At 65.4% G+C, this 22,745-nt stretch carries 23 protein-coding genes and 1 pseudogene; 14 read left to right on the top strand and 10 right to left on the bottom strand.

Annotated elements, in window-relative coordinates; genetic code table 11:
• Window positions 1–92: 92 nt before the first annotated feature.
• On the bottom strand, window positions 93–443 hold the full coding sequence (locus Q8O96_RS05295) for a hypothetical protein (RefSeq protein ID WP_305948489.1): 351 nt from the start codon (window positions 441–443) through the stop codon (window positions 93–95).
• A 39-nt stretch (window positions 444–482) separates the two neighbouring features.
• Window positions 483–776: a hypothetical protein gene (locus Q8O96_RS05290; RefSeq protein WP_207167695.1), complete on the bottom strand. Its 294-nt coding sequence runs from the start codon at window positions 774–776 to the stop codon at window positions 483–485.
• A gap of 89 nt (window positions 777–865) precedes the next feature.
• Here Q8O96_RS05290 and Q8O96_RS05285 point away from each other — a divergent pair, with 89 nt between their 5' ends.
• A complete protein-coding gene (locus Q8O96_RS05285; protein ID WP_371826157.1) occupies window positions 866–1,294 on the top strand; it encodes an N-acetyltransferase in 429 nt (142 codons plus the stop codon).
• Window positions 1,295–1,377: 83 nt separating this feature from the next.
• Here Q8O96_RS05285 and Q8O96_RS05280 read toward each other — a convergent pair whose 3' ends face one another.
• Window positions 1,378–2,163 (bottom strand): PhzF family phenazine biosynthesis protein, encoded by a 786-nt coding sequence (locus Q8O96_RS05280; RefSeq protein WP_305948517.1) that lies wholly within the window; start codon window positions 2,161–2,163, stop codon window positions 1,378–1,380.
• A 5-nt stretch (window positions 2,164–2,168) separates the two neighbouring features.
• On the bottom strand, window positions 2,169–2,864 hold the full coding sequence (locus tag Q8O96_RS05275; protein WP_207167694.1) for a transcriptional regulator: 696 nt from the start codon (window positions 2,862–2,864) through the stop codon (window positions 2,169–2,171).
• A gap of 181 nt (window positions 2,865–3,045) precedes the next feature.
• Here Q8O96_RS05275 and Q8O96_RS05270 point away from each other — a divergent pair, with 181 nt between their 5' ends.
• The 5 genes from Q8O96_RS05270 (at window position 3,046) to Q8O96_RS05250 (ending at window position 9,089) form a co-directional block, all read left to right on the top strand.
• Complete coding sequence (locus Q8O96_RS05270; RefSeq protein ID WP_102864499.1) at window positions 3,046–3,738, top strand: response regulator transcription factor; 693 nt, start codon at window positions 3,046–3,048, stop codon at window positions 3,736–3,738.
• Window positions 3,738–5,075, top strand: a complete 1,338-nt coding sequence (locus Q8O96_RS05265; RefSeq protein WP_305948488.1) for a sensor histidine kinase — start codon at window positions 3,738–3,740, stop codon at window positions 5,073–5,075. Before Q8O96_RS05270 ends, Q8O96_RS05265 begins: the two co-directional genes overlap by 1 nt.
• Before the next feature lie 109 nt (window positions 5,076–5,184).
• The gene (locus Q8O96_RS05260) at window positions 5,185–7,419 is read left to right on the top strand and encodes a TonB-dependent siderophore receptor (protein WP_371826164.1); all 2,235 of its coding nucleotides are present in this window, start codon (window positions 5,185–5,187) and stop codon (window positions 7,417–7,419) included.
• A 32-nt stretch (window positions 7,420–7,451) separates the two neighbouring features.
• Complete coding sequence (locus Q8O96_RS05255; RefSeq protein WP_305948486.1) at window positions 7,452–8,354, top strand: alpha/beta hydrolase; 903 nt, start codon at window positions 7,452–7,454, stop codon at window positions 8,352–8,354.
• Between the two features lie 117 nt (window positions 8,355–8,471).
• Window positions 8,472–9,089 (top strand): DNA-3-methyladenine glycosylase, encoded by a 618-nt coding sequence (locus Q8O96_RS05250; RefSeq protein ID WP_305948485.1) that lies wholly within the window; start codon window positions 8,472–8,474, stop codon window positions 9,087–9,089.
• Between the two features lie 164 nt (window positions 9,090–9,253).
• Here Q8O96_RS05250 and Q8O96_RS05245 read toward each other — a convergent pair.
• Window positions 9,254–9,592, bottom strand: a pseudogene (locus Q8O96_RS05245) (TRAP transporter large permease subunit); the annotation flags it as partial.
• A gap of 111 nt (window positions 9,593–9,703) precedes the next feature.
• On the opposite strand from Q8O96_RS05245, the gene Q8O96_RS05240 reads away from it, so the two are divergent.
• The 4 genes from Q8O96_RS05240 to Q8O96_RS05225 all read left to right on the top strand — a co-directional run bounded on the left by Q8O96_RS05240 (window position 9,704) and on the right by Q8O96_RS05225 (window position 13,911).
• Window positions 9,704–10,735, top strand: a complete 1,032-nt coding sequence (locus tag Q8O96_RS05240; protein WP_180988602.1) for an AraC family transcriptional regulator — start codon at window positions 9,704–9,706, stop codon at window positions 10,733–10,735.
• A gap of 106 nt (window positions 10,736–10,841) precedes the next feature.
• A complete protein-coding gene (locus Q8O96_RS05235) occupies window positions 10,842–11,963 on the top strand; it encodes a polyamine ABC transporter substrate-binding protein (protein WP_102864494.1) in 1,122 nt (373 codons plus the stop codon).
• A gap of 105 nt (window positions 11,964–12,068) precedes the next feature.
• Complete coding sequence (locus tag Q8O96_RS05230; RefSeq protein ID WP_305948484.1) at window positions 12,069–13,595, top strand: amidase; 1,527 nt, start codon at window positions 12,069–12,071, stop codon at window positions 13,593–13,595.
• Window positions 13,582–13,911: a hypothetical protein gene (locus tag Q8O96_RS05225; RefSeq protein WP_102864492.1), complete on the top strand. Its 330-nt coding sequence runs from the start codon at window positions 13,582–13,584 to the stop codon at window positions 13,909–13,911. The genes Q8O96_RS05230 and Q8O96_RS05225 overlap by 14 nt, the downstream gene beginning before the upstream one ends.
• A 33-nt stretch (window positions 13,912–13,944) precedes the next feature.
• On the opposite strand, the gene Q8O96_RS05220 is transcribed toward Q8O96_RS05225, so the two are convergent.
• On the bottom strand, window positions 13,945–14,376 hold the full coding sequence (locus Q8O96_RS05220) for an HD domain-containing protein (protein WP_102864491.1): 432 nt from the start codon (window positions 14,374–14,376) through the stop codon (window positions 13,945–13,947).
• A 267-nt stretch (window positions 14,377–14,643) separates the two neighbouring features.
• On the opposite strand from Q8O96_RS05220, the gene Q8O96_RS05215 reads away from it, so the two are divergent.
• From Q8O96_RS05215 to Q8O96_RS05205, 3 genes are all read left to right on the top strand, one after another.
• Window positions 14,644–15,210, top strand: a complete 567-nt coding sequence (locus tag Q8O96_RS05215) for a GNAT family N-acetyltransferase (RefSeq protein ID WP_115582292.1) — start codon at window positions 14,644–14,646, stop codon at window positions 15,208–15,210.
• Window positions 15,211–15,348: 138 nt separating this feature from the next.
• Window positions 15,349–17,325 carry a serine hydrolase gene (locus tag Q8O96_RS05210; RefSeq protein ID WP_305948483.1) on the top strand — a complete coding sequence of 659 codons (1,977 nt, stop codon included), beginning with the start codon at window positions 15,349–15,351 and terminating at the stop codon, window positions 17,323–17,325.
• 6 nt (window positions 17,326–17,331) lie between these two features.
• Entirely contained in the window at window positions 17,332–18,132 is an 801-nt protein-coding gene (locus Q8O96_RS05205; RefSeq protein ID WP_250330765.1) for a MipA/OmpV family protein, read from the top strand.
• Between the two features lie 63 nt (window positions 18,133–18,195).
• Here the strand turns inward: Q8O96_RS05205 and Q8O96_RS05200 are convergent, their stop codons facing one another.
• From Q8O96_RS05200 to Q8O96_RS05190, 3 genes are all read right to left on the bottom strand, one after another.
• Window positions 18,196–19,485 (bottom strand): ATP-binding protein, encoded by a 1,290-nt coding sequence (locus Q8O96_RS05200; RefSeq protein WP_102864488.1) that lies wholly within the window; start codon window positions 19,483–19,485, stop codon window positions 18,196–18,198.
• Window positions 19,486–20,196, bottom strand: a complete 711-nt coding sequence (locus tag Q8O96_RS05195) for a winged helix-turn-helix domain-containing protein (protein ID WP_102864487.1) — start codon at window positions 20,194–20,196, stop codon at window positions 19,486–19,488.
• Window positions 20,197–20,381: 185 nt separating this feature from the next.
• Complete coding sequence (locus Q8O96_RS05190) at window positions 20,382–20,987, bottom strand: tRNA-(ms[2]io[6]A)-hydroxylase (RefSeq protein WP_092315271.1); 606 nt, start codon at window positions 20,985–20,987, stop codon at window positions 20,382–20,384.
• Between the two features lie 292 nt (window positions 20,988–21,279).
• Here Q8O96_RS05190 and Q8O96_RS05185 point away from each other — a divergent pair, with 292 nt between their 5' ends.
• A complete protein-coding gene (locus tag Q8O96_RS05185; protein WP_102864486.1) occupies window positions 21,280–22,143 on the top strand; it encodes a universal stress protein in 864 nt (287 codons plus the stop codon).
• Between the two features lie 113 nt (window positions 22,144–22,256).
• Here Q8O96_RS05185 and Q8O96_RS05180 read toward each other — a convergent pair whose 3' ends face one another.
• Window positions 22,257–22,724: a DUF1289 domain-containing protein gene (locus tag Q8O96_RS05180; RefSeq protein ID WP_102864485.1), complete on the bottom strand. Its 468-nt coding sequence runs from the start codon at window positions 22,722–22,724 to the stop codon at window positions 22,257–22,259.
• Window positions 22,725–22,745: the final 21 nt, after the last annotated feature.

Raw genomic sequence — 22,745 nt, 5'->3', positions numbered from 1 at the left:
AAGACAAACAGCACCAACGTCTCGACCCCGGCGCCCAGAACTTTAGGAAAACCGCGCATTGCGTCGAGCGGCACTGGCCCGCTTGCGGCCCCCTATTGATAGCCCTCTTCATGGGCCTGGAGCAGATTGAACAAGTGCTCCTGGGGCATCGCGCAGTCCTGCAAAGGTTCGGGCGCAACCCCGTTCCACTCCTCATCGGGGTCGCTTTCGACAATCAGCAGCGGCACCTGGGCGCTGTTGAAGAAGGCGAGGATGTCGCGCAGTTCCTGCTCGCGCTGCACATGGTCGTTGTGAAACAGCTTGGCGCTGTAGAAGAAACCCTCGGTGCCACGGCGCAGATAGCCCTGGGCAACGCTCAGGGGCAGGCCCAGGCGTTGATGGAGAAACTTGACCAGCGCCAGGCTGGTGGTGGGAGTGGCCGTGGCGAGGCTGATGCGGGACATGGCAGGTTCCTTGAAAAACGACAGGTAATGACCGCGCGGTTACTCGGGGCGCCACAGTTCGAGCCCCTGCACATGACGCTCGATGTCGTCCATGTCGTCCTCCCCCAGGGTGCAGTCGAAGGGCTCGCTGAGAATCCTGCGCACCTGGGCCAGGCGCTGGGTGACCTGCTGGTTATCGATGAAATCGGTGGTGGCGCGCTGGTAGTCGGCCACGGGTTTATCCCTGTAGTAGGCGCCCATCTTGTGCAGCGAGATCAACACGAACTCCAGCTCCGCCAGGGCTTGCAGGGCCTGCTCCCCCGAGAGGGTGATGGTGCGGTTGCTTTCCAGCATCGAATACTTCCTTGGCTCTCAACAATTGGACAGACCGCCGCCAGCTGGGTAGCGTGCGGCGCACATTTCAATCCGACAGGCCCCCAAACATGCTGATCAGGGACTTTCAAAGCAGCGATCTGCAAGCGTTGCTGGCGCTCTGGCTGGACGCCTCGATCCAGGCCCATCATTTTGTCGACCCCGATTTCTGGCGCTCCAGGGTCGAGGACATGCGCAACCTCTACCTTCCCCATGCCCAGACCCGAGTGGCCGAACGCGACGGCCAGCTCCTGGGTTTCTATTGCCTGCATGAGGATCAGTTGGCAGCGATTTTCGTCAGTGTGCAGCACCAGGGCCAGGGCGTGGGCAAACAGCTGCTGGCCGATGCCCGCGAGCGGCGCTCACGCCTTGAGCTGGCGGTGTATGCCGCCAACCTGCCAAGCATCGGCTTTTACCGCCAGCAGGGTTTCCAGGTGATCGGCGATGGTATTGACCCCAATACCGGAGAAGCCGAGCTGATCATGGCCTGGCCGGGCTGAAGGGCGCGACTCTACTCCCGCAGGCGGCGCCCAGACAAATCCGCCGGCGGGTATCAGGCCGGCTCGTTAACGCCACCGCCGCGTCAGAGGAAAATGCTGCCCTTGAGGTACAAGGCGCCGTAGCCGCTGATGATCACCCGCCCGTTATCCAGCACCTGACACTCCAACTGGCCCTTGCGCGCCCCGCCCTGTTGCGCCCGCAACTGACGCTTGCCCAGGCGCTCGGCCCAGTAAGGCGCCAGGGAGGTATGGGCGGAACCGGTGACCGGGTCTTCATTGACTCCGACCCGCGGGCCGAACCAGCGCGAGACGAAATCGAATGCCCGGGACGGCGCCGTCACGGCGATGCCCCGTACATCAAAGGCGGCCAGTGCGGCGAAATCCGGCTTGAGCGATTCCACCAGAGCTTCGTCGTCCACCACCAGCAGGTAATCGTCGGTGCGAAACAGGGCCTCGGCCGCCGGCAACCCCAGGGCTTGCAACAGGGCCGCAGGAATCGCCAGCGCCTCGGGCTGCTTGGCGGGAAAATCCATGGACAGCAGGCCGCCCTCGCGGCTCACCCGCAACTCACCGCTGCGGGTGGCAAAACGCAGCACGTCGCGGCGCTCGCCCAACTGCTCGAACAGCACCCAGGCCGCCGCCAGGGTGGCGTGCCCGCACAGGTCGACTTCCACCGTGGGGGTGAACCAGCGCAGTTCGAACACTTCGCCCCGGGGCACGAAATAGGCGGTTTCCGACAGGTTGTTCTCCAGGGCGATGCGTTGCAGGAGTTCATCCGGCAACCAGGCGTCCAGGGGGCACACCGCCGCCGGGTTGCCACCGAAGACATGGGAGGTAAAGGCATCCACTTGAAAGATATCGAGTTGCATCGCGGTCATTCCTCGGCGCCTTCGGCGCGGATCTGTTCCAGGTAGTTGTAGATGGTGTAGCGGGTCACCCCCAGGGCCGCGGCGGCCTTCTCGATCCCGCCCTTGACGATGAACACCCCGCGCTCCTGCATCTGGCGCACGGCCTCCAGCTTGTGCGACTTGCTCATGCGCGTCGCGCTCGCCGGGCAGGCACCCTGGATGATCTGGGCCAGCAACTGCTCCATGTCGGGGGCTTCGTCGCGGCGCGGCGCAGGGGCGCTGCCCAGGCCCAGCAACTGGCCCAGGCAGGCATGGGCAGCGGCGATGCCGCTCAGGTCGCTGTTGCTGCACAGGCTGGCGAAGGGCTGCCCGCTGCGGTCGCGAAAGATCACCGTGGAGCTACGCAGCTCGCGGCCGTCGGGGGCCAGGGTCGGGTAGTTTTCCAGCACCAGCGGGGTGCTCGCCGATCGGTCTTGCAGGGCACTCAGCACCGCGGCAAAACCCAGGTCCTGGCGCGGCCCGCCCAACACCGGGTCGCCGACCCGGCGCCCGGTGACATGGCCGTTGGCGATGGCGACGATCGAGGATTCCGGGCGGTCCAGGTCATGCAGGACGATTTCCACATGCTGGCCAACCACGCTGGCGAGCATCTGCAAGGTGCTGCGCAGCACCTGCAGGACCAGTTGGCGCTCGGCAAGAAGGGTATCGGAAGGCACGTTCATTGGTGTTTACCAAACTGGGCGGACGGGAAAAAATATCAACACACTGTTGAATATTCAACTTTTAGTTGATTGCAATGCCCTGCCCGGTCAGCCGATTGCGGCAATTGCAGCGCTCGGGACATTGCGGCAATATTCGCAAATGTAAAACATTCTCATTAAATACTTTCCTTCAAGTGCCCCCATGACCCCCACCCTGCTCCTCGTGGAAGACGACGCCCGACTGCGCGACGATCTGCACCGGCATTTCCACCAGCGCGGCTTTGCCGTGACCCCTTGCAGCGACGGCCGCCAGGGCCTGGCAGCGGTGCGCGCCGGCCGCTTCGATCTGGTGCTGCTGGACATCATGCTGCCGGGCCTCGACGGCCTGGCCCTGCTGGAAACCCTGCGCCAGGAGCAAGACACGCCGGTGATGCTGATGTCGGCCCTGGGGGCCGAGCAGGACCGGATCACCGGCTTCACCCGGGGCGCCGACGACTACCTGCCCAAGCCCTTCAGCCTGGCCGAACTGGACGCCCGCGCCGACGCCCTGCTGCGGCGCATGGTCCGGGTGCAACAGCAGCAGGCCACACGCCAGGACCCGGAACTCAGCTTCGACGAGCAGGCCCAGGACGTACTGCTCCAGGGCCACGCCGCGGGCCTCACCGGTTCGGAATACCGGCTGCTGGTGACCCTGCGCGAGCACCCCGGAGAAACCCTGAGCAAGCCCTTTCTCTATCAGCACGTGCTGCACCGCATCTATACGCGCCTGGATCGCGGCCTGGATGTGCACGTGTGCAACCTGCGGCGCAAGCTCGCCGAGCTGGGGGTGCAGCACCTGCAGATCCAGGCGGTGCGCGGCGCCGGCTACATCCTGGTGGAAGCGGAGCGCCATTGATGCGCCGTCATCCCCTGCTGTGGAAACTGGCCGGGCTGCAGATCGGCTTCTGCCTGCTGCTGACCTGGATCATCTGGACCTGGGGCCTGTCGGCCGAGCGCAGCACCTACTTCCTCGACCCCGCCGATCGCCAGTACCTGGCCCGCTATGCGCAGCAGGCCGAGGCCGCCTGGCAACAGGGTGGCGCGGCGGCGGTGGATGCCTTCGAACAACGCCTGGCGGCCGAGGAGCACACCTGGGTCGCGGTGCTTGGCGAGCGTCTGCAACGCCTGGGCAGCACCCCGCTGAGCGCCGAGGACGCCAGCCACCTGACCTTCATGCGCAAGCTCGACTGGCCCATGAGCCGGCGCCTGCAGGACGAGTTGCCCTACGTCAGCATCGAATTCCCCGAGCACCCGGAACAAGGCCGGCTGGTGCTGCAACTGCCCGAGCGCCTGCTGCCCAGCGGCCTGACGCCCTGGACCCACCTCTTCAGCCATGGCGTGGTGCCGACCCTGCTCGCCGCCCTGCTCGGCCTGTTGCTCTATCGCCATCTGGTGCTGCCCCTGAACCGCCTGCGCGACCGCGCCGATGCCTTGCGCGCCGACGACCTGGAAAGCCAGGGGCTGGGCACGCCCCTGGTGAACCGCCACGACGAACTGGGGGAGCTGGCCCTGGCCTTCGAGCACATGGCCGAGCGCCTGCGCCAGAGCCTGGCCCAGCAGCGCCTGCTGCTGCGCACCTTGTCCCACGAGTTGCGCACGCCCCTGGCGCGGCTGCGCATTGCCCACGACAGCCCTTTGCCGCCGGAGCAGTTGCGCCAGCGCCTGGACCGCGAGATCGCCGACATGCAGCGCCTGCTGGAAGACACCCTGGACCTGGCCTGGCTCGACACCGAGCGCCCGCAGCTGCCCACCGAAGCGGTGCAGGTGCTGTCGATCTGGGAGGCGCTGCGCGAGGACGCCTGCTTTGAAAGCGCCTGGGACGCCGAGCGCCTGCCCTGCCTGCTGGACGCCGAGTGCCGGGTCCAGGTGCACCTGGACAGCATCGCCCAGGCCCTGGAAAACCTGCTGCGCAATGCCATCCGCTACTCCCCCGCCGACGGCCGGGTGAGCCTGCGCGGCTGGCGTGAAGGCAGCTATTGGCACCTGTGCCTGGAAGACCAGGGACCGGGCGTGGCCGAGCAGGACCTGCAACGGATCTTCCAGCCCTACCAGCGCCTGGACTCGGCCCAGGGCGACGGTTTCGGCCTGGGCCTGGCCATCGCCCGGCGCGCCGTGGAGCTGCACCAGGGGCGGATCTGGGCCAGCAATGGCAACCCCGGGTTGTGCCTGCACCTGCTGCTGCCTGCCGCCTAGACCCACGACCTGGAAGTGTTTAGAAAGTTAATGCGCTTTACTCGCAAATAGCAGTCATTATCATTCGTGACCTTCTGTTTCTGCCTCTGTCCGGAGATCACCGATGTCCATGCCCTCGCTGCGTCCTTTCGCCCCCTTCCTGCTGTCCGGCTGCTGCCTGCTCAGCCACGCGGTGCAGGCCGCCAATGCAGGCTCGACCCCGCCGGTCCTGGAGCTGGAACCCCAGAGCGTCATCGCCACCGCCAAGGAAGAAACCAAGCAGGCACCGGGGGTCTCGGTGATCACCGCCGAGGACATCCAGAAGCGCCCGCCGGCCAACGACCTGTCGCAGATCATCCGCACCATGCCTGGGGTCAACCTAACCGGTAACTCCACCAGCGGCCAGCGCGGCAATAACCGGCAGATCGACATCCGCGGCATGGGCCCGGAAAACACCCTGATCCTGGTGGACGGCAAGCCGGTGGGCAGCCGCAACTCGGTGCGCTACGGCTGGCGCGGCGAGCGCGACAGCCGCGGCGACAGCAACTGGGTGCCGGCCGATCAGGTCGAACGCATCGAAGTGATCCGCGGCCCGGCGGCGGCCCGCTACGGCAACGGTGCCGCTGGCGGGGTGATTAACATCATCACCAAGCAGGCCGGCAGCCAGACCCACGGCAACGCCACGCTCTACAGCTCGTTCCCGACCCACAAGGACGAAGGCGCCACCCAGCGTGCAAGCTTCGGCCTCAACGGCCCGCTCACCGACACCTTGAGCTTCCGGGTCTACGGCAACGTGGCCAAGACCGACTCCGACGACGCCGATATCAACGCCGGCCATGAATCCCTGCGCACCGGCAACCAGATCGGCACCCTGCCCGCCGGCCGCGAAGGCGTACGCAACAAGGACCTCAACGGCCTGTTGAGCTGGCGCATGACTCCGGACCAGACCCTGGATTTCGAGGCCGGTTTCAGCCGCCAGGGCAATATCTACACCGGCGATACCCAGAACACCAACAGCAACAAGAATGTGCAGAACCTGCTGGGCCACGAGACCAACCGCAGCTACCGCGAAACCTACGCCCTGACCCATCGCGGCGATTGGGACTTCGGCAGCTCCATGGCCTACCTGCAATACGAGAAGACCCGCAACACGCGGATCAACGAAGGCCTGGCCGGCGGCACCGAAGGCATCTTCAGCAACAGCGAGTTCTACACTGCGGTGCTGCGCGACCTGACCGCCCATGGCGAAGTCAACCTGCCGCTGCACGCAGGCTTCGAGCAGACCCTGACCCTGGGCAGCGAATGGTCCCAGCAGAAGCTCGATGACCCCAGCGCCAACACCCAGAGCACCAGCGAAGGCGGCGCCGTGGGCGGCCTGAGCAGCAGCAACCGCAGCACCCAGTCCAGCGCGCAGATCTTCTCGCTGTTCGCCGAAGACAACATCGAACTGCGCCCGGGCACCATGCTCACCCCGGGCCTGCGTTTCGACCATCACAGCATCGTCGGCGACAACTGGAGCCCGTCCCTCAACCTGTCCCATGCCCTGAGCGACACCCTGACCCTCAAGGCTGGCATCGCCCGGGCCTACAAGGCGCCGAACCTGTACCAGCTCAACGCCGACTACCTGCTCTACAGCCGCGGCCAGGGCTGCTATGGCCAGAGCACCAGCTGCTACCTGCAGGGCAACGACCGGCTCAAGGCGGAAACCAGCGTCAACAAGGAACTGGGCCTGGAGTACAAGGCCGACGGCTGGGTCGCCGGCCTGACCTACTTCCGCAACGACTACAAGAACAAGGTGGAATCCGGCCTGGCGCCAGTGAGCCGTGCCAGCGGCGGCAGCGGCGCCTACCGCAACGCGGCGATCTACCAGTGGGAGAACGTGCCCAAGGCCCTGGTGGAAGGCCTGGAAGGCACCCTGACCATTCCTTTGGCCAGCCAGCTGACCTGGAACAACAACTTCACCTACATGCTGCAATCGAAGAACAAGCAGACCGGCGACTACCTCTCGGTGACCCCGCGCTACACCCTCAACTCGATGCTCGACTGGCAGGCCACCCAGGACCTGTCGCTGCAGGCCAGCGTGGCCTGGTACGGCCAGCAGACGCCGAAGAAGTACGACTACCACGGCGACCGGGTCACAGGCAGCGCTACCCAGCAACTGGCGCCCTACGCGATTGCCGGGGTCAGCGGCACCTACGCCCTGACCCGCCACCTGAGCGTCACCGCCGGGGTCGACAACCTGTTCGACAAACGCCTGTTCCGTGAAGGCAATGCCCAGGGCGTGAACAACATCGCCGGGGCCGGCGCCGCCACCTACAACGAACCCGGGCGCACCCTGTACACCAGCCTGAGCGCATCGTTCTGATGTCATCACCCAGCCCCCGCCGAGAACGCCTGATGAGACGTTTTGTTCTGCCCCTGGCCCTGGCCTGGGGCCTTGCGGGAACGGCCCTGGCCGCCCCCGCCCCGGACCAGCCCATGGACCGCAGCCTGCTACAGCGCCAGGACCTGCCCTACCGCTTCAGCAGCCTGCAACTGGATTCCGTCGACGGCCAGCGCCACTACCAGCTGTGGATCGGCCAGCCGCTGCAGGCGCCGCCGCCCCAGGGCTACCCGGTGCTGTGGATGCTCGATGGCAATGCCGCCATCGGCGCTCTGGACCCCGAGCAACTCAAGCGCCTGGACCGGAGTCCGGCGCCGCTGCTGGTGGCGGTGGGTTACCAGACCCCGCTGCGCATCGAGCGTAACGCCCGCACCTACGATTACACCCCCCAGCAGCCGGGCCTGGCGCAGCAGCAAGACCCACTGACCGGGCAGCCCAGCGGCGGCGCCGAGGCCTTCCTGCAGTTGTTGCGCGAGCGCATGCGCCCGGCCGTGGCGGCGCAGGCGCCGATCGACCCGGCGCAGCAGACCCTGTGGGGCCATTCCTATGGCGGCTTGCTGGTGCTGCAAGCGCTGTTCGCCCAGCCCCAGGAGTTTCGCCACTACGCCGCTGCGAGTCCTTCACTGTGGTGGGGCGACGGCCTGATCCTGACTCAGGCCCAGGGCCTGGCCGGGCGCCTTCACGGCCAGCGTGCACAACTGTTGCTGATGCGTGGCGGCGCCGAACCGGGCAACCCGCGTCAGCCAGCGGGGCCCGAGGCCGACCAGCGTGCCCGCCAGTTGCAGGCGCAACTGGCCCAGGTGCCGGGGCTGGCCCTGGACTACCACAGCTTCGAAAAACTCAGCCATGGCCAAACCCTGGCGGCGTCGCTGCACTACGTGCTGCAGCGGCTCTACCTGCCGGCGGCCAAGGACTGAAAACCCTGCGCCCGGGTGCAAGGCCCGGGCGCCGAGTTCCAGCGCAAGAGACGGGGTGCAAGCCTTGGGGCGGCGGGCTAATCTGCCGCTCGCCCCGCCACATGTTCCGGATCGCCAATGCCCACCTGCCCCGCCACTCGTTTTCTTGCCGCACTGGATGCCGACTGGGCCGCACTGATCGCCGCCGTCGGCCCCTGCCTGCACCAGCCCCGCCCGGAGCGCGAGCCTTATCAGGCGCTGGTGCGCGCGGTGGCCTACCAGCAACTGCATGCCCGCGCTGGCGACGCGATACTCGGCCGCCTGCGCGCCTTGTTTCCCGGGCAAGCCTTCCCCACGCCCCGGCAACTGGCCGATGCCAGCCTGGAGTGCCTGCGCGGCTGCGGCTTCTCCGCACGCAAGGTGGCGACCCTGCATGGCATCGCCCAGGCCACCCTCGACGGCCGCGTGCCCGATGCCGCCAGCGCCCGCGGCCTGGACGATGAACAGCTGATAGAGCGCCTGACCCAACTGCCCGGCATTGGCCGCTGGACCGTGGAGATGCTGTTGATCTACAGCCTTGAGCGCGAGGACATCTTGCCGGTGGACGACTTTGGCGTACGCGAAGGCTACCGCCGCCTCAAGGGCCTTGAGCAACCGCCCAGCCCCCGCCAGCTGCGCCAGATCGGCCAGGCCTGGAGCCCCTGGCGCACCACCGCCGCCTGGTACCTGTGGCGCGTACCGCCCCACCAACCCTAACCCTGTAGCCGCTGCCGCAGGCTGCGAAAAGCCCCGAAGGGGCTTCAGGGACCTCAAGAGCGGCGCCTGCTTCGCAGTCGTTCGCAGCCTGCGGCAGCGGCTACAGACAGCCAGCGCAGCCAGTTGGGCAAGGCCAGGGAGATCAGCGGCACCTAGGTCACCAGGATCAGGAACAGCAGCAGGATCGACAGTCGGCCCGACTCCAGCAACACCTTGGCGCAGTCGCGCAGCGTCATGCCGCGGTACACCAACAGCGCGACGAAGGCCGAGTACACCACCATGACGATCGGCGGCGGAATCAGGATGCCCAGGGTCCCGGCGTTGCAGTTGATCCCGGCGCCGAATTCCTTGGGGTAGCCGGAGCGCACCGTACCCGCCACGGCAATCGAGCCCACCGTCGCCACCGTGGCCGGCGACGAACCGGACAACGCGGCGAACAGCATGCAGGCCAGTACCGCGGCAAACGCCAGGCCGCCGCGGATATGGCCGACGCAGGCGTTGGCGTGGGCCAGGCCGACGCCTTCGCCGGCGCGCCAGCGCCTGCAAGTGGGCAATTGAACCGCGCGCGCGTAACCCCTAAAGTCACGCCTCCCGCTATCAATCTGAGATCGCCGATGGCCGCTCTTCGCCTGACTACCCTGCACACCACTCAAGCGGTGCTGGACGCCTTTCGCGACAGCGATGTATCGCCCGAGGTGCTGCTCGAAGGCAGTGGCATCCAGCTGGCCGACCTGGAGCTGCCCAACAGCCTGATCAACATCAGCCAGGAAATGCGCGTGTTCAGCAACGCCGTGGCCTTTCGCCAGGACCTGGGGCTGGTGCTGGGACGCAACCTGCATATCAGCGCCTACGGCATGTTCGGCCTGACCCTGCTGACCAGCGCCACCCTGCGCGAAGGCTGGTCCCTGGCGCTGCGCTACCCCTTGCTGCTGGGCACCTTCTTCCACCTCGACCTGCAGATCCGCGACGGCCTGGCCTGGCTCACCGCCGACCAGTACAGCGAAACCGAACTTGAGGTGTTCAACACCGACTTCTGCATGTCGTCCTACCGGGTCACCTGCCAGGACCTGCTGGGCTGCAAGCTGCCGCTGCGCGAGGTGCACCTCAAGCACCCGCCGCAACCCTATCTGGACAGCTACGAGCAGGCGTTCAATTGCCCGGTGCAGTTCAACGCCGGGCGCAATGCCATCGGCTTCGACCTGGAATGGCTGGACCGGCGCCTGCCCCTGGCGGACCTGGTGACCCAGAACGACATGCTGCAACGCTGCATCCGCCTCAACGAAGAGCTCAGCGCCCGGCCGACCTGGATCGATCAGGTGCGGCGCATCCTCAATGAACAGCTGCACGCGGTGCCGGACTTCGACAGCCTGGCGCGCCAGGTGCACTGTTCCCCCAGCACCCTGCGCCGACGCCTGCGGGCCCAGGACACCAGCTATCAGCAGTTGCTCGATGAGCTGCGCTATGCCCGGGCGCAACAGTTGCTGGGCCAGCACAGCCTGCCCATCTACCGCATCGCCGAAGCCCTGGGCTTCAAGGAAACCGCAAGTTTCCGCCATGCCTTCCAACGCTGGAGCGGCGTTGCTCCCGGGCGCTTCCGGCAGTTGGCCGGCCAGCTCGGCCCGCTCTCGGACTGCGCTGAAGATTGACGCTAAATATCCCCTATTGACCGTTGCCAACATTCTCTCAGGGACCTATCCGGCCAAGAATGATCCACCCGGAAGGTCCCGCTCATTTCAGACATGGAGTTGTCGCATGAAATCGCTGCATACCGCCCTCACCCGCCTGGCCCTGAGCTGCTCCCTGAGCGCCCTGGCCCTGAGCGCCAGCTTCAGCGCCCACGCCGCCCCCGAGCGCACGGTGAACATCTTCAACTGGTCGGAGTACATCGCTCCCAACACCATCAAGGACTTCCAGGCCCAGAGCGGGATCAAGGTCAAGTACGACATCTTCGAAAGCAATGAAGTGCTGGAAGCCAAACTGCTGACCGGCAACAGCGGCTACGACGTGGTGGTGCCTTCCAGCGGTTTCGTCAGCAAGCAGATCAGCGCCGGCGCCTTCCAGCCCCTGGACCGTGGCCAACTGCCGAACTGGAAGAACCTCGACCCGGCAGTGATGAAGCTGCTGGAGCAGAGCGACCCGGGCAACCGCTACGTGATCCCCTACATGTGGGGCACCAACCTGATCGGCTACAACCGCGACAAGGTCCAGGAACTGCTGGGCAGCGATGCCCCGGTCAACAGCTGGGACCTGGTGTTCAAGGAAGAGAACCTGAAGAAGCTCAGCCAGTGCGGCGTAACCTTCCTCGACTCGCCCGCCGAGATGCTGCCCCTGGCCCTGCACTACCTGGGCCTGGACCCCAACAGCCAGAACCCCGAGGACTACCGCAAGGCCGAGGCCCTGCTGCTCAAGCTGCGTCCTTATGTGCGCTACTTCCACAGCGCCAAGTGGATGGGCGATATCGCCAACGGCAACATCTGCGTGGCCGTGGGCTACTCCGGCGGCTTCCTGCAGGCGGCCAACCGCGCCAACGAAGCCAAGAACGGCGTGCACATTGAAATGCGCATTCCCAAGGAAGGCACCCTGGTGTGGATCGACACCGTGGCCGTTCCCGCCGGCGCCAAGCACGTGGACACCGCCCACGCCTTTCTCAATTACCTGATGGAACCGAAAGTCATCGCCTCCATCAGCAACTACGTCGGCTACCCCAATGGCGTGACCGACTCCAAACCGTTCATCCAGCAGACGCTGCTGGACAACCCGGACCTGTTCCCCAGCGCCGAGACCATGACCCGCCTGTACCCCCTGGCACCGCTGCCGGCCAAGGCCGAACGCACCCGGACCCGGACCTGGGTCAAGGTCACCAGTGGCCGCTGAGTTTTTGACCCTCAAGGGTTTGCGGGCCGCCACCAGCGGCGCGTCCGCAGCCCTTGCCCGTTGGCCCGCCACCGGCGCCCCACGGCCTTGATAGAAGAGCTGCCCATGTCGTTATCCCCGTCCAGCACACCGGCCCTGCACCTGCTGTCCATCGAGGCATTGCTGCACGGCTTTGCCGCCCGGCAGTTCACCCCGGTGGATCTGCTGCACGCGGTGCTGGCCCGGATCGAACGCCATGAGCCGCAACTCAACGCTCTTTGCGAGCGCCAGGACGCGGCCGCTCTCGCCGCCGCCCAGGCGGCTACCGCGCGCTGGGCCGCCGGGCAACCGCTGGGCCGGCTGGACGGCATCCCGATCCTGGTCAAGGACAACAGCGACATCCAGGGCTGGCACACCCGTAGCGGCTCCAGGGCGCTGGCCGACCGCCCGCCCATGCCCCGCGACACCAGCCTGGTGGCGCGGCTGCGCGAGGCCGGGGCGATCTTCATTGGCAAGACCACCCTGCCGGAACTGGGCAGCACACCCCTGACCGATAGCCCGCTGACCGGCATCACCCGCAACCCCTGGAACCTGGCCCTGCATGCCGGTGGCAGCAGTGGCGGCAGCACCGCTGGCGTGGCCGCCGGTTACGCCCCGGCGGCCACCGGCAATGATGCCGCCGGATCGATCCGCACCCCGTCGAGCTTTTGCGGGGTGATCGGTTTCAAGCCCAGCCATGGCCTGGTGTCCGCCTGCCCGAGCATCGACCCGGGGGGCATGGCCGCCGAAGGCCCGATTGCCCGGCATGTACGGGATATCGCCCTGCTGATGGAGCTGATGAGCGCCCATGAGCCTGATGAACCTTTCGCCTGGCCCCATGCTCCCGGCCAGTTCCTGTCCGGCATCGAGGACGGCATCAACGGCCTGCGCATCGCCTTCAGCGCCGACCTGGGCCATGCCGCCCATGTCGATCCGCAGATTGCCGCCCGTTGCCTGGCCGCTGCCCAGTTGCTGCAGCAGGCCGGGGCAACGGTGGTCCAGGCCTCGCCGGACATCGGCCAGCCGGCCGCGAATTACCTGCGGGCCTGGCCGGTGGAAGTGGCCAGCGCCATGGCCGAGGAAATCCCGCTGGAGCGCCAGCACCTGGTCGGCGACTTCCTCCAGCAGGCCCAGGTCCGCGCACGCCAGCTCAATGCCCTGGATTACGCCTGCGCGGTGCAGGAGCGGCATCGGGTCGCGCAACAACTGCATGACTTTCTCGGCGACTACGACCTGCTGCTGACCCCCACTGCGGTGGTCGAGCCCTTCGCCGTGGAGCGCCAGATGCCGCCCGACTGGCCGGAGCAGATCAGCGCCATGTGGCAGCCCACCACCTTCCCGTTCAATTTCAGCCGCCAACCGGCGCTGAGCATGCCCTGCGGCCTGAGCGCCGCCGGCCTGCCCATAGGCCTGCAGATCGTCGCCCGCTTCGGCCGTGACGAATGGGTCCTGCGGGCCGCCCGGGCCCTGGAAAAACTGCTGCCTGCCGGGGTGTTCGCTCACCCCGCCGGCCTGCTGGACGCCCCCCCGGGCGTGAACTGCACTGAACAACCCGCTGACGCAGCAACAACGCGCCGCTTTACGGACAAGGAGGTGGACCATGGAGTCTTCTAGCAGTTGGTATCAAGACACTCAATTCGACCACGACATCTACGTGATGATCATTCGTGAGCCGAGTTCACCGAGTCTCTATGCACATCAATCCGGTGCCAGCTTCAGCTACGTCGGGCGGCTCACCGGCCATGGCCAGCACCCGTGCTTTTCCGTGCACTTTGCCTGCCCGCCCTACGGCAACGACTACGCCAGCACCGAAGCCGCCCTGCAAGCCGGCCTGGCCCATGGTCGCGCCCTGATCGAACACTGGCGCACCCGGGGCAGCAAGCCACCGGCGCGCAACGCCGAAGTCGCCCTTTCCAGCTACAGCAACTGAACGCCCCGGCGCCGCTGGCCCTGGGTTAGCGGCTCAAGGCCGGTCCAGGCTGTCGAGGTACTCGATGGCCTGGCGGTACTTCTCCAGGCGCCGCCGGTCATCGTCACTGGGTTCGGGGATGCGTGACAGGTCACTGTTCTCCGCCAGGTCCGCCCGCTTTACCCGTCGCGCCAAAGGATTCTGTGCCGCGCGGCGGATAAACCCCGGATAGTCCTCGCCCTCGACCTTGGTCAGCGCCGCCAGGGCCTGCAGCACCTCTTCACTGAAACCTTCGCCGCGCAGTTGTTCCAGGGTCACCGGGCTGTCTTCAATGACGTCGTGGAGCACCGCGACCAGCTGTTCCCGGGGCTCGGACAGCCGCAGCATGACCCGCAGGGGATGGAGGATATAGGGCGCCCCGCCCTTGTCGACTTGCCCGGCATGGGCCCGGGCAGCAATGGCGATGGCGCGTTCCAGGGTACTCATGGGCGGTGGCTCCGGATCTTGGCAACAATGCCGGGGCCATACTAACCCGACCGGTTCAGGCCAGGGCCAGCAGACGCCGGGCCTGTTGCAGCACTGGCGCGTCGACCATCTGCCCGTCCACCTGATAGGCAGCGGATGGGGCCATGACCGGTGATCGCCAGTCGCGGCGCGACAGCAGCGGACATTGATGCCGATCAAGCGCCCGGATCGCCGGCGGAGTAAAGCTTGTGGCAATCACCTGCCCTTTGCTTCCCCGGAGACTTGATCATGTCCAGCAGCGCCCTCGATGTCCTCGCCCAACCGCCCTTTCCGGCCCAGCAAGGCCAATACTGGATCGACGCCCTGAGCGACGGCAGCCATGTGCTGATCCGCCCGCTGCGTCCTGAAGACCGGGGCCGGGAAAAGGCCTTTATCGAAAACCTCTCCCCCGTCACCCGGCACCAGCGCTTTCTCGGTGAGGTCAAGGAAGTCGGCGATCAGTTGCTGGATCAACTGATGGACGTCGGCACCCCGCAACGGGTGGCCTACGTGGCCCTGGTCCACGACAACGGCGAGCTGCGGGAAGTCGGCATCAGCCGCTATGCCCAGGTCGACGACCAACCCTGGCGCTGCGAGTTTGCCGTGACCATCGCCGATCAATGGCAAGGCAAGGGCCTCGGTGCCCTGCTGATGCAGCATCTGATCGACGAAGCCCGTAGCAATGGCTTCCAGCAGCTGTATTCGGTGGACAGCGCCGCCAACTACAGCATGCGCCGCCTGGCGAAGACCCTCGGTATGCGCAGCGCCATCGACCCCGACGATGCCACCCAGGTGATCCACAGCCTGGAGCTGTAACCCGCCCAAGCCGCGCCTCGGTCCGAGGCGCGGCCACCTTCGCTTAACACTCTTTGACAGTTTCCAGACAAAGCTGCCAAAGACTCCTCAGGCGCCCTTCCCTAGCATCCGCTCATCGAATTTCCGGTCGGGTGCTGCATGTCCCCCAAACTTCTCGGCCTGCCACTGCTGGGCATCCTGCTGAGCAGCCTCGGCTGCAATGGCCAACCACCTGCGCCGCCGGTCATAGCGCCCGGCGACTACGCAAGCATCATCAGCTACTTGAAGCAGTACATCCCCCGGGAGATGGCCGAGCACCAGGTCCCGGGGCTGTCCATCGCCCTGGTGGACGGCCAGGAGCTGATCTGGGCCCGGGGCTTCGGGTTTGCCGACCAGGCACGGGGCCTGCAGGTGACCGAGAACACCGCGTTTCGTGCCGGCGCCCTGTCGCAGTTGCTGACCGCTACGGCGGTCATGCAACTGGTGGAACAGGGACGCCTGCAGTTGGATGCGCCCCTGCAGGACAGCCTCAAGGAATTCTACGTCCGCTCGCGCTTTCACCAGGACCAGAACGCCGCCGACCAGGCCGTGACCGTGCGCCGTCTGCTCAGCCATCAGGCCGGGATGCCCGCCGAGTACCTGCGCGACTCACGTACGCCCCAGGCCCTCAACGAGCTGCCGAGAAAGGTCAGCGGGGTCTGGCTGAACAATGCCCCGGGCACCCGGACCGCCCCCTCCAACCTGGGCTACGCCCTGCTGGGCGCGGCGGTGGAACGCAGCAGCGGCCTGGATTTCGAGATGCAATTGCAAAAAAGCCTGCTGCGCCCGCTGGGCATGAGCCAGTCGAGTTTCATCGGCGGCAGCGGCGCACAACCCTACCGCACCCAAGGCTATACCGACGGCTCCCGCAGCAATGATGTCCTGGTGCGCGACCTGTCCGCCGCTGGCTTGTGGAGCAATCCACGGGACCTGAGCCACTTCGTGCGCATGCTCTTCGCCCAGGGCAGCTACAAGCATCAGGCGTTGCTCTCGCCGGCCTCGATCAAGGAGATGGTGCGTCCGCAGAACAGCGGCAACCCGCTGGATTTCGATTGTCAGGTGGGCCTGGGCTGGTTCCTCTCGCCCTGTGGCGATGAGTGGGTCAACCCGGGGGTTGGCACTTGGCAGCGCAGTGGCTCCGGCGATGATTTCCACGCCCGGATCAGCGTGCTCCCGGAGCAGCAACTGGCGGTGATCGTGATGAGCAATTCCGGCTCCGGCGCAGCCCTGGCCCAGCCGTTGGTGCCGCAGATTCTGCGCATGCTGCAGCAGGCCCATGGCGCCCCCGGAGGGATGCAAGCCGGCCCTGTTCAGCAGGGCTGCGTTCAGCACGATTCCGGCCAGGATGGCTTCGTCAAGAATGGCTCCGTCCCGAATGGCTCCGTACTGGATAGCTCCGTAGTGGATAGCCCCCTACTGAGTAACTCCGTCCAGAGTCGCACTGACCTGAAGGGCTCAGACCAGAACGGCTCCGACCAGCCCACCCCGCGGCGCCGGGTGCCGGAAGCCGCCGACCGCCAGCATCTGGCGGGGTTCTATGCCACGACCTGGGGCGTGCTGCGCATCAAGGACCAGAACCAGCGGCTGTTTGGCGAACTGGCCGGCACGCGCTTCGAGCTGCTGCGCGACGAACACGGCTGGCTGCGGGCGCAGAAGAAAATCCTCGGCCTGTGGCAGCAGGACCTGGGCGACCTGGGGCGGGTGCAACTGGACGTCATGAACGTTCAGGGCAACCGGGTGTTTACCGCCAAGCGCCACGGCCAGCTACTGGCCATGGGGGAACGGATCGACCCGGTGCCCCTGCCCGACAACTGGCTGGCCATGGTCGGCACCTATCACGCCCTCAACGATGACGAAGCCAACGCCCCCGTGAACGGCGTCAGCATCGCCCTGGAAGACGGCTTCCTGATGATCCGCAGCCTGCAACAGGGTCGCACCCTCACCGATTACATCCTGGCTCCGGTGGACAACGCCCATGCGGTGATTGCCGGCCATGGCCCCGGGCTGGGCGACACCGTGCGCCGCCAGGTCAACGGGGTCAACGTCCTCGGCTACTCCTTCAAACGTATCTACACCCCCCACTACCTGAGGTTCTAAAACACTATGAAAAGCCTGAAACGCTGCACCACCGTCGCCCTTTGGGCGGGCACCCTCGGCCTGGCCACAGGGTCTGCAGCGCTGCATGCCGAGGACTGGAAATATGGCGTGCGCGGCGGTGTGGCCAGCGTGCCGCGCTACAGCGGCAGTGACGAGCGCACCGTGGCGCCGATTTTCGGCGGCGAAATCATCAGCCCCTATGGCCTCTTCCTCAACACCGACCAGGGACTGGGCTGGGGCCATGAATGGGGCGACCTGTCGTTCAGCACCTGGGTCGGCCCCAGCGACGAACGGCGCGACAAGAACCACCTGGGCCAAGGCTCCAAGCGGCTCAAGGGCATGGGCCAGATCAAGTCACGTGCACAGTTCGGCGCACACCTGGGTTACGACCTGGGCCCGTTCGAACTGGGAGCCACGGTGACCCACGCAGTGAAGAAGAATGACAACAAGGACACCGGTTCAGCTTACAGCCAGCTGCAGCTGAGCATTGGCACCAACCTGTACGAGGGACGTTTGGGCAGCCTCGATGCCAGCCTCAACAGCCTGTTCGGCAATGCCGACTATATGCAGACCTGGTACGGCGTGAGCGGCACCCAGGCCGCCAACAGCCGCTTCAGCGCCTACCGCGCCAAGGGCGGGCTGGTGAGCAATGGCCTGGACCTGGAATGGAGCCTGCCCCTCAACGAGCAGACCAAGCTTTCGACCCTGCTGTCCCTGCAGTACCTGGGCAAGGAAGCCGGCGACAGTCCGATCGTCGATCGGCGCATGCAGACGGTGCTGGGCACCCAGCTTGAGTACAGCTTTTAAGCGGTAGGCTTCGAGCGGCAAGCGGCAAGCAGCGAACTGGCGGCTTGAAGCTTGCCGCTGCCGCTAATCGACATGGGCCCAGGTCAGGCGAAACGAGGCCCCGCCCCACTCCGAATCCACCACCTCGACCTTGCCGCCATGCCACTGGGAAACCCGTCGCACCAGGGCCAGGCCCAGGCCGAAACCACCGGTACGCCGGTCGCGGCTGGCGTCGAGCCGGGAAAAGGGTTCAAAGATTTTCTCCCGTCCGTCCACCGGCACGCCGGGCCCGTCATCATTGACCCGCACTTCGTAGCCCTGCTCCAGGCGGACCAGGGACACTTCCACCCGCCGGTCGGCGTAGCGAATGGCGTTGCGCAACAGATTGATCACCGCCCGGGCCATGAAGCGTGGCTCGATCCGCACGTACTCGACCTGGCAGGAGCGGATCAGCAACTGCACCCCCGCCGCTTCCGCCTCCAGGGCGACACTGCCGACCACGCTGTCGAGCCAGCTCTGGGCCTGGATATTCTCGCGACTGATGGTGGCCGCGCCGTGCTCCAGGCTGGCGTAGGACAACAGCTCGGAGACCATGTCCTCCAGTTCGCCAAGGTCGGCGTACATGTCGGCGATCAGTTCGCGGTTTTCCTCCGGGTCCGGTTGCTGCTGCAACTGGTCCAGCTCGAAAGACAGCCGCGCGATGGGCGTACGCAACTCGTGGGACACCGCGTTGGTCAGCTCGCGCTGGTTGGCGATCAGGCCCTCGATGCGCGCCGCCATGCGGTTGAAGTGCTGGGCCAGGTCGCGAATGTTGGAACGCTGGGACAGTTGCAGGCGGGTGCTGAGGTCATTGCCGCCAAAACGCTCGGCGGCCAGGCGCAGGCGCTCCAGGTCGCGCCAGTGCGGGCGCACCCAGAAGTACAGGACGATGGCCAGCAGCGTGCCGAGCAAGGCATAGGCGGCGATGTTGTACAGCAGGGTCAGGGGTGGGTCTTCCGGGAGCTTGATGCTCAGTAACTGGGGACCGTCGTCGATGCTGGAAATGAATTCGTTGAAATCATCCCGGACCACCAGTTGCTTGGCACTCAGCAGCGCCCGCTCCTTCTGGTTGAGGTCCAGCTCGCCGGCCTGCACCAGCTTGAGCCCCAGCCCGTAATGGGGTTTGAGCAACTCCAGTTGATGCTGACGCCCGGCCTCGTCAAAGGGCCGCAGCTGCTCGCTGAGGCTATAGGCCGGCCCGCGCACCGCATCGCGGTTGTAGGCCTCGATCAGGTCCACCGCCAGGTAGTTGAGGAAGATGTGTTGCACCGCGGTCATGGCTCCGGCAAAGCCTAAGGCCAGGAACAGGTAGAGCCCCAGAAACAGCCGCAGCATTCAAATCTCCCAGGCGAATGGATTGAACAGGTAGCCCTTGCCCCACACGGTCTTGATGCACACCGGCTCGCGCGGGTTGTCCTTGAGCTTGCCGCGTAATTTGCTGATGTAGACGTCGACGCTGCGGTTCAGACCGTCGAACTCGATGCCGCGCATGCGGTTCAGGATGTCATCCCGGGACAGGGTCTTGCCTGCCGCATTGGCCAGCAGCCAGAGCAGCTCGAACTCCATGGTGGTCAGTTCGATCGGCTCGCCGGACAGACGCACCTCGCGGCTGCTGCGGTCGATGCTCAGCACGCCGAACTCCAGGGCCCCGCGCAAGGCGCTCGACTCCGGCACCTGGCGCCGCTGCAGGGCCCGCAGCCGCGCCAGCAGCACCGCCGGCTTGATGGGTTTGATCACATAGTCGTCGGCGCCGGACTCCAGGCCGAGAATGTGGTCCAGGTCGTCTTCCTTGGCGGTGAGGATGACAATCGGGGTATCGGCCACGGCGCGGATTTCCCGGCACACGTGCAGGCCACTCTGGCCCGGCAACATCAGGTCGAGCACCACCAGCTTCGGTTTGAATTCGAGAAACGCCGCCAAGGCCACATCGCCCCGGTGCACCGTCAGCACTTCAAAGCCATGCTGGGACAGGAAGCTGGCAATCAGCCCGGCGAGCTTCTCGTCATCTTCCACCAGCAGGACTTTGCCAAGACCCAGGTTTTCCATACCTTCCCGTTCGCAAGCACACAATTTTGAGTGCGCGCATTATAGAAGGACCGAGGTTAAAAAAAGGCTAAGGTCGCGGCAAAACCAGCGACTTATCGCGGTTTTGCGCAAAGTTTCATTCTTTTAAGAGTTTTTAACAATTTGCCCCTGTTTTTACACAAGGGCAGCGACACAAGGGTTGTGCCTTACCAGGCCGGTACGCCGCTGTGGAAGCGGAACTCCGGGTCCGGGGACTCGATCAGCTCCTGCTCGGCGGCCCGCACCTTGTCGATCACCTGGGCGATGTCCTTGGCGTCGCCATATTGGTAGGCCAGCTTCAGGTAGCCCTGATAGTGCCGGGCCTCGCTTTTGAGCAGGCCGAAATAGAACTTGCCCAACTCCTCGTCCAGGTGTGGCACCAGGGCTTCGAAGCGCTCGCAACTGCGGGCTTCGATAAAAGCGCCGACCACCAGGGTGTCCACCAGCTTCACCGGCTCATGGCTGCGCACCACCTTGCGCAGGCCCGAGGCGTAGCGCCCGGCATGCAGTTGGCGCAGCTCGACCTTGCGTCGTTTCATCAGGCGCATGACCTGTTCGTGGTGCACCAGTTCTTCCCGGGCCAGACGCGACATCATGTTGATCAGGTCGACATGGGAATGGTACTTGGCGATCAGGCTCAGGGCGGTGCTGGCGGCCTTGAACTCACAGTTCTTGTGGTCGATCAGCAGGGTTTCCTGGTCGGCCAGGGCCGCCTGGACCCAGGCGTCGGGAGTCCGACAGCCGAGGAAGTCATGAATTTCCGGAAAGTTCATCGGCGCATTTCCGAGCAATCCGCCACAGCAAGGCGAGCAATGGCGGCACTATCAGTGATCGATAACATGAGGCTCACGAGACAAATAAGGCTTCACAGCGAAAGGCTGGCGATTATACCGGCCACGTCGCAGACCACCAGCGGCCGCGCTTGATATGCATCAACATGCGGCGCGGGCGCCAGCAACTATAGTTGTGCACGCCAGGGTCTGTTGCCGTTTGGTGACGAGCCGCGTTGCTGGGCCAAACGGGAACAGACCCTAACCGTTCATCCCTTTCCTGGAGATCCCGATCATGCAAAGTATCCGCAGCATCCTGGTGGTCATCGATCCCACGCCTGGCGAAAGTCTGGCCCTCAAGCGCGCCAAGCTGATTGCCGGGGTCACCCAGGCCCACCTGCATCTGCTGGTCTGCGACAAGAAACACGAACACTCGGCGCTGCTCAGCGTGCTCAAGAGCAGCCTGACCGGCGAAGGCTACAGCGTCACCACCGAGCAGGCCTGGAACGAGAGCCTGCATGAAACCATCATCGACGTGCAGCAGGCCGAGGGTTGCGGCCTGGTGATCAAGCAGCATTCCCATGACAATCCGCTGAAGAAAGTCCTGCTGACCCCGGCGGACTGGAAGCTGCTGCGCTACTGCCCAACCCCGGTGCTGCTGGTCAAGACCGCCACCCCCTGGGCCGGTGGCGTGGTCATGGCGGCCATCGATGTCGGCAACATGGACGGCGAACACCGCACCCTGCATGCCAGCATCGTTGACTATGGTTTCGACATCGCCAGCCTGGCCAGGGCTCAACTGCACGTGATCAGCGCCCATCCATCACCGATGCTTTCGGCATCCGACCCGGTGTTCCAGCTCAAGGAAACCATCGAGAAGCGCTACCGCGAGGAATGCAGGGCGTTCCAGGCCGAGTTCGATATCGACGATGCGCACCTGCATATCGAGGAAGGTCCGGCGGACGTGCTGATTCCCCATATGGCCCACAAGCTGGGGGCCGTGCTGACCATCATCGGCACCGTGGCCCGTACCGGGTTGTCGGGGGCCTTGATCGGCAACACCGCCGAAGTGGTGCTCGACTCCCTGGACAGTGACGTGCTGGTGCTCAAACCGGCGGACATCATGGACCATCTGGAAGAACTCGCCGCCAAAGTCTGAGCCCCTTCCCCGCAACGCCAGCGCCTAACCTGCGTCGCCCATGACGACGCTGTCGCTGGCAAGCCCACGCCTGCAGCACCCTTTGCGCAGGAAGTGGCTGGCCGACGAACCTCTCAGCCCAGGGCGTCCTTGAGAAACCCCGGGGCGATGTAGCGCTGGTAGTGGGCTTCCGACAGCAGGAAGAATTCCCGATCGATGGCGTCACGCAATTCCGGCAGGCCCCAGTCACGGAACTCCGGCAACAGCGCCATGCCGTAGGCGTCGAGCTGGTTGATCACCCGCGCGCCCCGGGCAATCAGCTGATAGGCCCAGCAATACTCGGACTGGTGCGGCACGAAACGGATCTTGCGCTGCTCCAGTTGCCCGCGCAGACGCGCCGGGTCAAAGACTTCCAGCTTGGCCGTCATCACCTGCACCAGCAGTTGTTCAAGACGCAACCAGACCGCGCGTTTCTCCTCCTCGTTGTAACCGTTCCAGTTGATCACTTCGTGATGGAAACGCTTGCAGCCGCGGCACACCAGGTCGCCGTAGACGGTGGAGCAGAGGCCGACGCAAGGGGTCTTGATGGTCTGATTGGGCATAGAAAAACAACACACGCAAAG

It is taken from the genome of Pseudomonas sp. LPH60 (assembly GCF_030718165.1).
GTDB classification, from domain to species: Bacteria; Pseudomonadota; Gammaproteobacteria; order Pseudomonadales; family Pseudomonadaceae; genus Aquipseudomonas; species Aquipseudomonas danubii.
Note: the sequence above shows the minus strand (reverse complement) of the source record. Positions and strands in the feature narration are given on the sequence as shown.